Genomic DNA, 13,567 nt, shown 5'->3' with positions numbered 1-13,567 from the left:
CGTATCAGGTACTCCGCGTTTTGCTGGATTGGGGGCGCTTTGCACCCCAACGCGGGGCAAGCCCGCTCGCCACAACAAGCCCGCTGACCACAGGGATTGCGGTCAGGCGTTGAGCAAGCGCTCCAGGCCCACCTTGAGCGGGGTCGGTTCAGGCAGCTTGAAGCTGGTCAGCAATCGTTGGTTATTGGCTCGCGAATGGCGAATGTCCCCGGAGCGCGCCGGGCCGTAGGTGACCGTCGGCAACGTGCCCACCACTTGCTCAAGCGCCTGCAACACCTGCTTGAGCGTGGTGGTGCGGTTCCATCCCACGTTGATCGCACCCAACGGCGCTTGCGGCGCTTCGATGGCCTGCACCAGCACATCCACCAGATCTTCCACGTACATGAAGTCGCGGGTTTGCTCGCCATCGCCAAACACGGCAATCGGTGCGCCCGTTTGCACGCGCTCGCTGAAGATGCTGATCACCCCGGAGTACGGCGATGACGGATCCTGGCGCGGCCCGAAGACATTGAAGAAGCGGAAAATCACCGGTTCAAGGCCATGCTGACGGCGGTAGAAATCAAAGTAATGTTCACCGGCCAACTTGTCCGAGGCATAGGGCGTCAGCGGCGCCTTGGTGGTCTCTTCGTCAATCGAAGCAACCTCGCCGTTGTTGCCGTACACCGCCGCGCTGGAAGCAAACACCACGCGCTTCACGCCGGCCTTGCGCATGGCTTCACAGACATTCAGCGTGCCGACGAAATTGCTCTGATGCGTGCCCACCGGGTCGTCCACCGAAGCCTGCACCGAAGCCACCGCGGCCAGGTGCACCACAGCGCTTACGCCAACGGCGGCCTGGGCCACCTGTTCGGCATCGGCGACATCGCCTTCCAGCAGTTGCACCCGCGGATTGTCCAGCGGCAGGTTGCTGCGTTTGCCGGTGGACAGGTTATCCAGCACCCGCACCGAGTAACCCTTGGCGAGCAACGCATCGGCCAGGTGCGAGCCGATAAAGCCCGCCCCCCCGGTAATCAGTACGCACGTTTCACTCATTGTTGCGGATCTTCTCGACGATGGCAGTGGTCGAGCTGTTCTCGACCAGGCCCAGCACTTTGACCTTGCCACCATAGGCACTGACGATATCGGCGCCCACGACCTGATCGACCGAATAGTCGCCGCCCTTGACCAGCACGTCCGGCTTGACCTGTGCCAGCAGGTTTTCCGGCGTGCCTTCCGAGAAGCTGATCACCCAGTCCACCGCGCCCAGGCCGGCCAATACGGCCATGCGCCGGTCGACGCTATTGATCGGTCGGCCCGGACCTTTGAGACGGCTGACCGAGGCATCGTCGTTCACCGCGACGATCAGACGATCGCCCTGGGCGCGCGCCTGCTCAAGGTAGGTCACGTGACCGGCATGCAGGATGTCGAAGCAGCCGTTGGTGAACACAATGCTTTCGTTGTGCGCGCGCGCATCATCGATGGCCAGCAGCAATTGCTCGATGGTCAGCACGCCGCGTTCGGAGCCCTCGGAGCGCTGGATGGCGCGGCGCAGCTCAGGTGCGCTGATCGCCGCCGTACCCAGTTTGCCGACCACGATACCGGCCGCCAGATTGGCCAGGGCCACCGCGTGGGGCAGTTCTTCGCCGGCGGCAATGGACGCCGCCAGGGTGGAGATTACGGTGTCGCCGGCGCCGGTGACGTCGAACACTTCACGGGCCCGCGCGGGCAAGTGCATGGCCGGATGGTGGGGGCGCAACAGGGTCATGCCGTGCTCGCCACGGGTCACCAGCAAGGCACCCAGGTCGAGGTCGGCCATCAGCGCCGCGCCCTTGGTCACCAGGTCGTGTTCGTCGACGCATCCGCCAACAATGGCTTCGAACTCGCTGAGGTTCGGCGTGATCAGGCTAGCGCCTCGATAGATCGAGAAGTCCTTGCCCTTGGGGTCGGCCAGTACCGGAATGCCCCTGGCCCTGGCGGCCTGGATCAGCATCTGGTGGTTCTGCAACGCGCCTTTGCCGTAGTCGGAGAGCACCAGCACCTTGATGCCTTCGAGCAGCGACTCGACCTGACCGCTGAGGGCCAGGGCGTCGGTGGCGAAGGGTTCTTCGAAATCGATACGCAGCAATTGCTGGTGACGGCTCATCACGCGCAGTTTGACGGTGGTCGGCTGATGGGCAATCCGCTGGAACAGCGCACGCACCCCGGCACCGCGCAGGCTGTTGGCCAGGCTGTCGGCGGCTTCGTCGTCGCCGGTCACACCCACAAGGGAGGCCGGGGCGCCGAGGGCGGCAATATTGAGGGCAACGTTGGCAGCGCCGCCTGGACGGTCTTCGATTTGCTCGACCTTGACCACCGGCACCGGCGCCTCAGGGGAAATCCGTGAGGTTCCGCCATGCCAGTAACGGTCGAGCATGACATCGCCGACCACCAAGACAGGGGCTTGATCGAATCGCGGCATGGACAACTTCATGGAGCAACCCACTACAAAAATGAACAGGGGCGCGATATTAGCACAGGGTTATAGAAGGCTTGTGGAGCAGTGAATCCACCCGCAAGCAAATGTGGGAGGGGGTTTGCTCCCGATGGCGGAGTGTCAGCTTGCATAAATGCTGGCTGATCCACCGCTATCGGGAGCAAACCCCCTCCCACAATAAACCTCACACAGAAGCCCTGTGTGCCCTCATCGAATCAGGTGATGTCGGCCGACAACGGTGCATCCAGGCCCATGGCATGCAGGCGGGCATAGTAGCCGTTCTGCGCCAGCAACTCAGCGTGAGTGCCCCGCTCGACGATCCGGCCATCGTCCATCACCAGGATCAGGTCGGCCTTCTCGATGGTGGACAGGCGGTGCGCGATCACCAGGGTGGTGCGGCCTTGCATGACCTTGTCCAGCGCCGCCTGAATGTGGCGCTCGGACTCGGTGTCGAGGGCCGAGGTGGCCTCGTCGAGAATCAGCAGCGGCGAGTTTTTGAGCAGCGCCCGGGCAATCGCCAGGCGCTGGCGTTGGCCGCCGGACAGCAGCACGCCGTTTTCGCCGACCTGGGTGTCGAAGCCCTTGGGCAACTGGTCGATGAAGTCCTTGGCATTGGCATCGGTCGCCGCCGCTTCGACATCGGCCCTCGGCGCGCCGGCCAGGTCGCCGTAGGCAATGTTGTTGGTCACGGTGTCGCTGAACAGCGTCACGTGCTGGGTGACCTGCGCGATGTGCTTGCGCAGGTTGAGCAGTTTGTAGTCTTCGATCTCCACGCCGTCGAGCAGGATCTCGCCGCTTTCATGGTGATAGAAGCGCGGGATCAGGCTCGCCAGGGTCGACTTGCCGCTGCCCGAACGGCCCACCAGGGCGATCATCTGCCCAGGCTCGGCGGTAAAGCTGATGTCCTTGAGTACATGGCGCTCGGTGCCGGGGTAGGTGAAGTTCAGGTTGCGCACTTCCAGGCGGCCGCTGACCTTGTCACGTTCAATGGTGCCGTGGTCGATTTCGACGTCTTCGTCCAGCTGTTCAAAAATGCTCTCGGCGCCCGCCACACCCTTCTGGATGGTGGAGCTGACTTCCGACAGTTGGCGAATCGGCTTGGGCAACAGGCCGGCCAGGGTGATGTAGGCCACCATGTCACCCGCCGATGCATCGCCACGCAGGTACAGCACAAGGAACATCAGCACGGCCATGGCCGTGTAGATCACCAGTTGCAGGGCCGGGGTGTAGATGGCGCCGGTGCGGGTCATGCGCAGCTGCTTGTCGGTGTTGCTCTGACTGGCTTTGAGAAAACGCTTTTCCTCGTAGACTTCGCCCCCGAAGCTGCGCACCACACGGTAGCCCTGGATGGTTTCCGAGGCCACATGGGTGACGTCGCCCATGGCCACCTGGATTTTTTTGCTTTGCTTGCGGAATTTCTTGCTGGCCGTGCTGACCATCACCGCGATCAGCGGCAGGATGGCGATCATCACCAGCGTCAGGCGCCAGTTCATGTACAGCAGCGAGGCGAACAGAAAAATCACCGTCATGCCTTCGCGGATCACCACCTTGATCGCATCGGTGGCCGCCCCCGTGACCATGGTCACGTTGAAGGTGATGCGGGAAATCAGGTGCCCCGAGTTGTGGTTGTCGAAATAACGGTTGGGCAGGGTCAGCAGGTTGTTGAACAGCTGTACCCGCAGGTCGTGGACCAGCCCCAGGGAAACCTTGGCCAGCAGATAATTGCCCAGGAACGAACCCAGGCCCTGCCAGGCCGCGATCAGGATAATCAGTAGTGGCACGGCCTGCAGCAACTGCAGGTCGCGCAGGTACGGCACGCTGGGAAACAGCACCGCTTCGGGGTTGGACAGGCCGTCGACGAAGTACTTGAGGATGTACCCCAGCATCGGTTGAGTCGACGCGAAAATCAGAAATCCGAGGATACTCAGTGCAAACAGTCCCGCGTAGGGCCTGACATAGCTGAGTAGACGGAAGTATATTTTCAAGCTCGAAGGGCTTGCGCTCGGACTGGAATCGGTCATAACACGCGGCGTTTTGAAAAAGGAGGCTGACTTTAGCACAGCTTCTCTGTTGTACTTGCACCTGGCATGACCCGCGCGCCCGCGCGTGCTGCCGACGACAACCAATAACGCCTGCTTTACGATGGTCGGCTTTCTTTCTCTGGAATGGCTTTTGCGTATGCACTCCAAGCGTCTCAATTATGGCTCAAATCGCGTTTTCGACTTTCTGGTCATGTGGATTTTGCCCATTGGCTTATTGCTTCTTCTGAGCGCGCTGTTCTTTGTCTCCAATCGTAATGTGCTGCATCGAATCGTCTACCTCCTGTTTACTGTGCCGACGTTGTTCATGCTGTTCCAGCGCCCCAGGGAGTTCCGGGAACTGCTGCGCGAACCGCTGGCAATCGCGTTTCTGGTGTTTGCCGCCTGGGCCCTGACCAGCCTGCTGTGGAGCCCCGAGCCCAGCATCGACACCGACTTGTTCAAACGTCCGCTGAACACCTTCATGCTGTTCGGCGGCTGCGGGCTGCTGCTGCATTATCGCAACGACCTGTTCAAGCCGGTCTTCTTCGCCGCCGCGGTGATCGCCCTGGTGATGTGTGTGTTCAACCTGGTGCCGTTCGTCAAAGGCTTCCAACCCGGCATGCGCATGATTGGCGGCCGTGGCGCTCTGGATAACCCGCTGCTCAGCTCCCATATATTCGGCTTTTTCTGCGTGTATTGGCTGTACGTGTGCATGACCACACGGCGCCTGCATGTGCTGTGGTTCAGCGTGCCGGGCCTGGCAGTAATGACGGCGGCGGTACTGGCGACCGGTTCGCGCACACCTCTGGTCGCCATGACCCTGGCCATCCTGTGGATGAGTTTTGTCAGCCGCAACCGTCGCTCGGCCGTGCTGATCGCGGCCCTTGTGGTGAGCGCCGCCGGGCTGCTGCTGGTGTACCCGGAACTGATCACTCAACGCGGCAGCTCATTTCGGTTCGAACTGTGGAGCATGTCGCTGGAGCGAATTGCAGCCCATCCGTGGATCGGCCACAGCTACGATTCGGAGCTGTACCTGACCCTGGCCGACGGCTACGTGCTGCGCGAGCCGCACAGTTTCGCCCTCGGCGTGTTGTATTACGTCGGCATCATCGGGTTCATCCCGTGGATATTCATGCTTGGCTGGGGTCTGTACAAAAGCTGCAAGGAGCGCGCGCAGCCGCTGTTCATACTCGCCTCATCCCTGCTCGCCTACGGAATCGGCGCGGGGCTGACCGAAGGCGGCGGCATCCTGTCGCGCCCCAAGGAGCACTGGTTCCTGCTGTGGATTCCGCTGGCGCTGATCGCCGGCTTGAGCATTGCCCAACGCCGTCACAGCCTGCTGCGCCTGCCCGTGCACAGCCTCAAGCCAGTCGCTTTTGAACAGCTGTGCAGCGATGCCCAGGTGATCGAGGCCGATGGCCTGGGGCCCAAGGTTCTGCGCCTGGTCGACGGACGCTTTCTCAAGGTGTTCCGCGCCCGTCGCTGGTACACCTCAGGCAGCTTCAACCCCTACTCCGAGCGGTTCGCCAGCAACGCCGAACAGCTGCGCAGCCTGGGCATTCCCGCACCGAAGATACGTGCGATCTACGCCCTCACCGATGGCGGCAGCGCCGTCACCTATTCGCCGCTGCCCGGCCTGACACTGCGCCAGGCCATGCAAAGCCTGGACAGCAGCCTGCGTGAGTCGCTGATCGAGCGTTTTGGTCAGTTCATGGCGCAGTTGCATGAGCGCGGCGTGTACTTCCGCTCGCTGCACCTGGGTAACGTCCTGCTGATGGACGACGGTGAGTTCGGCCTGATCGACATTGCCGACCTGCGCATCTTCCCATCGCCCCTGCGCAACGCCCTGCGCCAGCGCAACCTGCGCCATATGCAACGCTACCCGCAGGATCGCAACTGGCTGTTCGACACCCACTTCGAACAGTTGACCAAGGGTTACGCGACGGTTGCCAGCACAGGCGCCACGGCGAAGATCCGCGCGCACGTGCTGGCCGCGCCCAGCGCCTAGGCGCGCAGCGGCGTCAGGTAGAGCCGCACCAGGCCACGCAAGGTCTTGCGGCCCCAGAACTTGAGCGGGATCTGCTTGAGAATCTCCCGTGCCAGCGGTCGGTCGCGGTCGGCGGTCTTGAGGAACATCGAGTTCAGGAAGTTGTAGCGCACCGCGTCATAGGCCGGGTGATGGCTGAAGTGGGCGTAGGTCTTGAGAATGTTGTCAATCATGTAGCGATGGTTCTTGTAGGTGTTGCTCGCATGCTGGCGATACTGCGCCATCACCACGCCAAGGGCGTCGATGGTGTAGCCCGCTGCGGTGACCTTCAGCTGGATCAGCAAGTCTTCCAGGGGGATCAGCGGGTCGAAGCCACCGACCTCCTCCAGCACATGCCGGCGAATCAGCATGGTCGGCGCCGGCGGGAACGGCTTGCGATCCATGAACATGTCATCGAAATCCAGGCTGCGAAACGGTACGTCGCGACGCTGTTTTTTCTCCGGGTGCAGGTTGCCGTCGCCATCGATCAGCTCGATATTGCCGGCGCAGATGCCCACCTTCGGTTTGTCTTGCATATACGCCACCTGGGTGGCGATTCGGTCAGCCAGCATGATGTCGTCGGAGCCGAACGGTGCGATCAGGCTACCCTTGGCCCGCGCAATCGCGCCGTTGAGGGTGGCGGTGAGGCCCTGGTTCTGCTGCTCCTGGAAGTCAAAGCCATGCTCGGCCTGCAGACGCCGGATGCGCTCGACGCTGTCATCCCTGGAACCATCGTCCACCACCAGCAGTTCGATATTCGGGTACGTCTGACCGAGCACGCTGAGGATGCTCTGCTCGATGTACCGGCCATGGTTGTAGGACGCGATAATGACCGAGACCAGGGGTTGTTGCGTTGTCATGCTCTACCTACTTGTTTCAAACCGGTGTCGATAAGGTCCAGGTACTTCTGCTGGAATTCCGCCAGGGCGTGATGCTCTTCGAGATAGCGAAACACCTGCTCGCCCTTGGCGCGCAGCTGCTCGTCACTCATCGCCAGGTACGTGTCCAGGGCCGCGCTGAGTTGCTCGACATTGCCCGGCTCGTGGAACAGGCCGCCCGCCCCTTCCACCAGCGGCAGCATGGCCGGGACGTTGGAGGCGATCACCGGCAGGTGCCCGCTCATGCCTTCGAGCAGCGCCAGGCCGAGGCCTTCCTGCAGCGACGGCATGGTCCAGATATCGAAGGCGCGCACGTACTGGAGGCCATCCTCGCGAAAGCCCAGCAGGTGCGCGCGGCCGGTGAGCCCAAGGCGCTCGATGTCGGCGCGCAGGTCAGCCTCCGCGCGGCCGGAGCCAATGATGCCAAGCTGCGCGTTGGGGTATTTGTCCTTGAGCCGTGCGAACGCCTGCAACAGGTGCGTGTGGCCCTTGATCGGCACCAGTCGCCCCAACGCACCGATGATCCGGGCGTCTGGCGCCAGCCCAAGCGCCTGGCGCGCCTGCTCGCGCGGCAACTGCAGGGCCTCGGCCTGGGGAATGTCGATGGCATTGGTGACAAAGGTGGTGTTCTCGCGGGTAAAACCGCAGCCCAGACCCACCAGGTAATCACGCACGGCCGCCGACACGCCGACAAACCGCCAGGCCGGGCTCACCAACCGGCGCGTCTGGCGCCGGCGATAAGCGCGCTCATACTCGCCAAAACCATGGGAAATGCCGATGCACAACGGGATCTTCAGCCAGCGATTGAGCGACAGCATCATGTTCACCGACTTGAAGCGGTTACAGATGACCACGTCGAACTGCTGCTCACGGCAATACTTGTAGATTGCCCACATGGCGCCCAGGCGAATGCCCTTCAGGGCTTTCTCGGGAAATTGGAAATACTTGGAATGATCGGCCACGCTCAACGGCTGGCCCGGCCGCGGGTGCCCGCTCAGAAATGCCGAGGTGACCTCGAAACGCTCAGGCGGCAACGACTTGACGATCTGCTCACCGAGGTCGGCAAAATCGTTGAGCTTGACGTTGTAGTCCGGCTGTAATTGCAAAACCTTGAAACGAGGCTTCATAACACTCCATGGGGCAATCGGGCCGCTGCAAGCCGCCCGACGATAAAGTCAATTTCAGTCCTGCTTCAGCACCCAAAGCAGTTCGTGACGGCGCACGGCCTTGCGGAAAAACTCGTTCTCGCCGTAGGGCGATGGACCACGACCGGCCAGCAGTTGTTGCAACAGGCGACGGACACGGCGCTTGAACGGCGCGCGCGGTTGCAGGTCGTGCATCATGCCCAGCGCCATGGCCTTGTCCTGCTGCTGACTGTGGCTGAGCACCCGGCTATATGGCTGCAGCACCCGGTCGGTATCGAAATGCGGTGGCAACGCCACACCGGCGCCCGAATCGCCCATGGGCCAGCGGTCGTTATCGTGCAAATGGTTGGCGTAGCCCAGCACTGTGCTCGGCTGCCACTCAAGGCCCTGCAAGGCATCGATGACGGCGTTATGGGCGCAGATGTGATCCGGGTGCGGATCGAGCACTGGCGTCGGCAACACGATCACCTCAGGGCGCGCCTTGAGCAGCAGCGCGCGCAGGTCGGCGATCAGGTTGTGCCAGGTCGGCAAGCCGTCCACATCGCTGGGCAACGCAACGCCATTGAACTGGCGAAACAGCCGCGTATCGGCGCATTGCGCCTCGCGCGAAGCCTGGGGCTGATCCGGCGCGGCCTGCATGGCCGGCAGTTGCAGGCAGAAGTAGCCCAGTTGCACGCACTGCGCCTCGGGCACTCCGGCCCAGCGCGGCACGGCAATGCTGTCCCAGGCGCGCAGACGTCCCTTCAAACGCGCGGCATCGGCCTGCGGCAGGCCCATCTGTTGATAATGTTCGGCTTCGATTTCACCGGCGGTGAGGGTGACGATCCAGCTTTCATCCGCCTGGGCATACAGGCCGAACGCAGCCAGCTCGGCATCGTCGGCATGGGGCGCGATCACCATCACGCGTTGGCGCGCCGGGTCCGGCTGGCGGAACACCCAAAGCGTCGGCTGGCCGACAAGGCGGCAGAATCGCCCACGCACGCGAACCTCACCCGCAGCCAGGGCCGCCGCTGTACCGGTGAGGTTGAGGTAACGCGTGCCGGCCACGCCGCGCTCGAAGGCCTGGCGATCGCCCGACACATCTACCGCAGGATCGAGAAAACGTCCGAGCCAGCTGCTTTCAAGCTGCACCTGGACGATCAGGGTTTCATCACCCGCCAGCGTCAGCGGTGTGTCTGACAGCAGACACCCGGCCTCCAGGCGCAGGTGGCCGTGACGGCTGTGTGGCGCAAAGCGGTACTGGTAGTCATCCTTGGGCGAGTAGAACAGATGGTCGGCAAACCAGGCTTCGTGGGCCACCCACAGCAGCACTGCGAGGATCAGCGGCAGCCACCACGCCACCAGCACTCCCACCGCGATCAACAGCAACAAGCCCGCCAGCAAGGCGATGCGTTTGTTGCGGCGATGACGCTTGAGCAGTTGCTGTTTGCGGCTCATAGGCTGAACACCGGCACCGGGTTGCACCAGCGCTCTTTATATTCGCGGTCGGCGCGCCCAAAAGAGAAACGCAGCGGTTTGTTGAGCGTGCGAGCCTGCTCCCAGGCACTTTGGGTGTTGAGAAAACTCAGCACGCTGCCGGGGCTGAACGCACGGGTTTCGGGATCGACGCCGCCGTTGACGTATTCGATGCTGACCCATTCGGGCGCCTCGACGCGATACACCAACTGCACCGCTATCGGCGCATCGTTGAGAAACAGCACCGAACCCACCAGAAACGCCTGGAGCAAGGCCAGCACTTCGGCCAGGCGCTCGGCGCCGGTGGCGGCAAAGCCCCAGCGGCGCTGGAACAGGTCGCAATAAATGGCCGCCAGCTCCGCACTGGAGAACTCACTCACCGCCCGCACCACGCCGCCCGCCTCTTCCAGCAGGCGCAATTCGCGGCGCTGGTTGTAGCGAAACTTCTTTGACAGGTCTTCGGGAGTGCGCGCCATGGCCAGTTGCTCGGCCTGGGGCTTGAGGGTGCTGACGCGCCCTTCGTTCAAGGCCGACAGGTAGCGCCCGCGATGGCGCACCGGCAACTGCGCATCGGCGGCAATCGGCAGGATGATCTCGGCATTACCGAGGTCAAACAGGCCTTTTTTCCCGTAGCGTTTGAGCACGTCCTTGGACAGCGCCAGGTCGCGCCCCCAGGTGGCAATTGCGCCCTTGAGTTCGCCGTCCTGCTCCCAGCCCAGGTAACGCACCGGAATCTGCGCCAGGCCGGCCAAACGCTCGACGACCCGAGGATGGGTCGCCACGCTGCCACCAAATCGCTGCCAGGCTTGAGCGTAATCCTCGGCCTCGACCGGCACCCAGCCTCGCTCACGCCAACCCTGGAAGCGGTTCAGCATTTAGACCACGGCGTCATAAGGGTCCACACCGTCCTTGACCACGAGGATGTCCTCCATGATCAGGTACTGCAGGTCGGAGCCGAAGAACATGTCCAGCGCGTCCTTGGGCGAGCAGATCATCGCTTCGCCACGGCGGTTGAGCGAGGTGTTCAGCGACACGCCGTTGCCGGTCAGCACTTCGAGTTCTTTCATCATGTCGTAGTAGCGCGGGTTGTACTCGCGCTTGAGCACCTGGGCGCGGGAGGTGCCGTCTTCGTGCACCACTTCCGGCACACGGGTTTTCCATTCTTCCGACACTTCAAAGGTGAAGGTCATGAACGGCGCCGGGTGATCGACCTTGATCATCTGCGGGGCCACGGTGTCGAGCATCGACGGGCAGAAAGGCCTCCAGCGCTCGCGGAACTTGATCTGGTGGTTGATGCGGTCGGCCACGCCGGTCGCGCTTGGGCAACCGATGATCGAACGACCGCCCAACGCACGCGGGCCAAACTCCATGCGGCCCTGAAACCAGGCCACCGGGTTGCCGTCGACCATGATTTTGGCGATGCGCCTGGGCATGTTTTCGATCTTGCGCCACACCGGCTTGCTCTCGTGTTTCGCGCAGGCGGCGATCACGTCTTCGTTGCTGTAGGAAGGGCCGAGGTAGACGTGCTCCATCTTCTCCACCGGCACGCCACGGGCGTGGGACACGTAAGCAGCAGCGCCAACGGCAGTGCCGGCATCACCGGAGGCCGGCTGCACGAACAGCTCTTTCACGTCGTCACGGGCGATGATCTTCTGGTTCAGCTTGACGTTCAGCGCGCAACCGCCAGCGAAGGCCAGCTTGCCGGTGTCCTTGAGGATGTCGCCCAGGTAATGGTCGATCATCTGCAAGGCCAGCTTCTCGAACAACGCCTGCATGCTGGCCGCGTAGTGGATGTACGGCTCGTCGGCAATATCGCCTTCGCGCTTTGGCCCCAGCCACTCGATCAGTTTTGGCGAGAAGTAGAAGCCTTTGCCCTTCTCTTTGTAGCGGCGCAGGCCGATGACGTTGGCGTAGTCGGTGTTGATCACCAGCTCACCGTTTTCAAAGGAGGCCAGGCGCGAAAAATCGTACTTGCTGGCATCGCCATACGGCGCCATGCCCATGACCTTGAACTCACCGTCGAGCATCTCGAAACCAAGGAACTCGGTGATCGCGCCGTACAGGCCACCGAGGGAGTCCGGGTCGTAGAATTCCTTGATCTTGTGGATCTTGCCGTTCTCGCCATAGCCGAAGAACGTGGTGGCGTACTCGCCCTTGCCGTCGATGCCCAGGATCGCGGTTTTTTCCTGGAAGCCCGAGCAGTGATAGGCACTGGACGCGTGGGCCAGGTGGTGTTCAACCGGTTCGATCTTGATTTTCTTCGGATCGAAGCCCAGTTGCTCCAGGCACCAGACGATCTTGTTGCGATAACGCTTGTAGCGACGGTTGCCCATCAGAATTGCATCGAGGGCGCGGTCCGGGGCATACCAATAACGCTTGGCATAGTGCCAGCGCGCCTCGCCGAACAGGCTGATCGGCGCGAACGGAATAGCCACGACATCGACGTCCGAAGGCTTGATGCCGGCCTGTTCCAGGCAGAACTTCGCCGATTCATAGGGCATGCGGTTCTTTGCATGTTTGTCGCGTACGAAGCGCTCTTCTTCGGCGGCCGCAATCAGCTTGCCGTCGATATACAGGGCTGCGGAAGGATCATGGCTAAGGGCGCCGGACAGGCCAAGAATCGTCAATGCCACAGGGGTCTAGCCTCTTTTAGTCTGCATGCAGGCGCATCGCGCCTGAAAAAAGTGTGCCTCCCGCCTGGGCAGGAAACAGCTAAAGGGCGGGATTATAGCTTAAAAGAGGCAGGAAACTGTAAGCGGCAAGGCGCTAGCGCAGCTCGAGGCTGCCGTCGGTGCTTTGCCGATAGACCGTGTAGGGCAGGACGAGGGTGTCCAATACGCCGGAGGCCACCACATCGATGACGATCAGCGGCACGAAATTCACCCACACACCGGTGGTGGTCGAGGGGGGAGCGTGCAGTTGACACAGGTCATACGCGACCCCGCTGTAGACGCGGGTGATGGACTGGCAGTAGGTTTTCTGTTTTTTGAGCGCCTGCACGGCGACGTGGTCTTCGCGCATGACTGTATTGACGGTGCCGCAGCCGAACAGGCTCAGTGCTGATGCCGCCAACAGGATTTTGAGTGCAGTGTTCATTCGGTGACCTCCGGTAGGTCACGCACGCTAGCATTACGGCCCTGTGCGATATAGACGGCATAAGGGCATGCGCGCGTGGGAATTTTCCGATGCCTATGCGGTGGTGGGCTTGTTTGGTTGTGTACATATCCATTGCTTCGGTAACGGCTGCTTAGGGTTCCGCTCTTACAGCGGCTCACTTTTGAAGGCCCAAAAGCAAAGCAAAAGCAGTGTGATACCTATCAGAAAAATGGATATCCAAATGTGGGAGGGGGCTTGCTCCCGATGGCGGTGGGTCATGCAACTTATTTGTATCTGACCCAACGCTATGGGGAGCAAGCCCCCTCCCACATTTGGACCAGGTCTACAGAAAAATGGGCATCAGGCTGGGACTGTCATAAATTTTGTGTTCGGGCATAACATGTTGATAGAGGTGCATGTATGCCGACCAAAAAGAAACCGGGCCGTGAGGCCCCGCGAGACCTTCCATCCATTCCCCAAGAGCTGATCGACCA

The 13,567-nt window shown here is 61.8% G+C and carries 10 protein-coding genes; 1 reads left to right on the top strand and 9 read right to left on the bottom strand.

The window, feature by feature from the left end:
- Positions 1–102: 102 nt before the first annotated feature.
- From TU79_RS23445 to msbA, 3 genes are all read right to left on the bottom strand, one after another.
- Complete coding sequence (locus tag TU79_RS23445; RefSeq protein WP_057010219.1) at positions 103–1,032, bottom strand: NAD-dependent epimerase/dehydratase family protein; 930 nt, start codon at positions 1,030–1,032, stop codon at positions 103–105.
- Positions 1,025–2,449, bottom strand: coding sequence for a bifunctional D-glycero-beta-D-manno-heptose-7-phosphate kinase/D-glycero-beta-D-manno-heptose 1-phosphate adenylyltransferase HldE (gene hldE, locus TU79_RS23440; protein WP_057010218.1), 1,425 nt, complete (start codon positions 2,447–2,449; stop codon positions 1,025–1,027). Before hldE ends, TU79_RS23445 begins: the two co-directional genes overlap by 8 nt.
- Before the next feature lie 218 nt (positions 2,450–2,667).
- Entirely contained in the window at positions 2,668–4,473 is a 1,806-nt protein-coding gene (gene msbA / locus TU79_RS23435) for a lipid A export permease/ATP-binding protein MsbA (RefSeq protein ID WP_057010217.1), read from the bottom strand.
- 157 nt (positions 4,474–4,630) lie between these two features.
- Between msbA and TU79_RS23430 the strand changes: the two genes are divergently transcribed.
- Positions 4,631–6,481: an O-antigen ligase family protein gene (locus tag TU79_RS23430; protein ID WP_057010216.1), complete on the top strand. Its 1,851-nt coding sequence runs from the start codon at positions 4,631–4,633 to the stop codon at positions 6,479–6,481.
- On the opposite strand, the gene TU79_RS23425 is transcribed toward TU79_RS23430, so the two are convergent.
- The 6 genes from TU79_RS23425 to TU79_RS23400 form a co-directional block, all read right to left on the bottom strand.
- Positions 6,478–7,359: a glycosyltransferase gene (locus tag TU79_RS23425; RefSeq protein ID WP_057010215.1), complete on the bottom strand. Its 882-nt coding sequence runs from the start codon at positions 7,357–7,359 to the stop codon at positions 6,478–6,480. The genes TU79_RS23430 and TU79_RS23425 overlap by 4 nt on opposite strands.
- The gene (locus TU79_RS23420; RefSeq protein ID WP_057010214.1) at positions 7,356–8,504 is read right to left on the bottom strand and encodes a glycosyltransferase; all 1,149 of its coding nucleotides are present in this window, start codon (positions 8,502–8,504) and stop codon (positions 7,356–7,358) included. Before TU79_RS23420 ends, TU79_RS23425 begins: the two co-directional genes overlap by 4 nt.
- A 54-nt stretch (positions 8,505–8,558) precedes the next feature.
- Positions 8,559–9,959, bottom strand: a complete 1,401-nt coding sequence (locus TU79_RS23415; RefSeq protein WP_057010213.1) for a PIG-L deacetylase family protein — start codon at positions 9,957–9,959, stop codon at positions 8,559–8,561.
- The gene (locus TU79_RS23410) at positions 9,956–10,852 is read right to left on the bottom strand and encodes an antimicrobial resistance protein Mig-14 (protein WP_057010212.1); all 897 of its coding nucleotides are present in this window, start codon (positions 10,850–10,852) and stop codon (positions 9,956–9,958) included. Before TU79_RS23410 ends, TU79_RS23415 begins: the two co-directional genes overlap by 4 nt.
- Positions 10,853–12,610, bottom strand: coding sequence for a carbamoyltransferase family protein (locus TU79_RS23405; protein WP_057010211.1), 1,758 nt, complete (start codon positions 12,608–12,610; stop codon positions 10,853–10,855).
- A 133-nt stretch (positions 12,611–12,743) separates the two neighbouring features.
- Positions 12,744–13,073 (bottom strand): YceK/YidQ family lipoprotein, encoded by a 330-nt coding sequence (locus TU79_RS23400; RefSeq protein ID WP_057010210.1) that lies wholly within the window; start codon positions 13,071–13,073, stop codon positions 12,744–12,746.
- Between the last annotated feature and the right edge of the window lie 494 nt (positions 13,074–13,567).

Source organism: Pseudomonas trivialis (assembly GCF_001439805.1).
Classification (GTDB): Bacteria; Pseudomonadota; Gammaproteobacteria; order Pseudomonadales; family Pseudomonadaceae; genus Aquipseudomonas; species Aquipseudomonas trivialis.
This window is presented reverse-complemented; position numbering and strand designations above follow the sequence as displayed.

What these genes read in the sequence shown, in the direction of transcription:
- TU79_RS23430 (WP_057010216.1), top strand. Translation starts at nt 4,631, where the DNA reads ATGCACTCCAAGCGTCTCAATTATGGCTCAAATCGCGTTTTCGACTTT.
- msbA (WP_057010217.1), bottom strand. Translation starts at nt 4,473, where the DNA reads ATGACCGATTCCAGTCCGAGCGCAAGCCCTTCGAGCTTGAAAATATAC.
- TU79_RS23445 (WP_057010219.1), bottom strand. Translation starts at nt 1,032, where the DNA reads ATGAGTGAAACGTGCGTACTGATTACCGGGGGGGCGGGCTTTATCGGC.
- hldE (WP_057010218.1), bottom strand. Translation starts at nt 2,449, where the DNA reads ATGAAGTTGTCCATGCCGCGATTCGATCAAGCCCCTGTCTTGGTGGTC.
- TU79_RS23415 (WP_057010213.1), bottom strand. Translation starts at nt 9,959, where the DNA reads ATGAGCCGCAAACAGCAACTGCTCAAGCGTCATCGCCGCAACAAACGC.
- TU79_RS23410 (WP_057010212.1), bottom strand. Translation starts at nt 10,852, where the DNA reads ATGCTGAACCGCTTCCAGGGTTGGCGTGAGCGAGGCTGGGTGCCGGTC.
- TU79_RS23420 (WP_057010214.1), bottom strand. Translation starts at nt 8,504, where the DNA reads ATGAAGCCTCGTTTCAAGGTTTTGCAATTACAGCCGGACTACAACGTC.
- TU79_RS23425 (WP_057010215.1), bottom strand. Translation starts at nt 7,359, where the DNA reads ATGACAACGCAACAACCCCTGGTCTCGGTCATTATCGCGTCCTACAAC.
- TU79_RS23400 (WP_057010210.1), bottom strand. Translation starts at nt 13,073, where the DNA reads ATGAACACTGCACTCAAAATCCTGTTGGCGGCATCAGCACTGAGCCTG.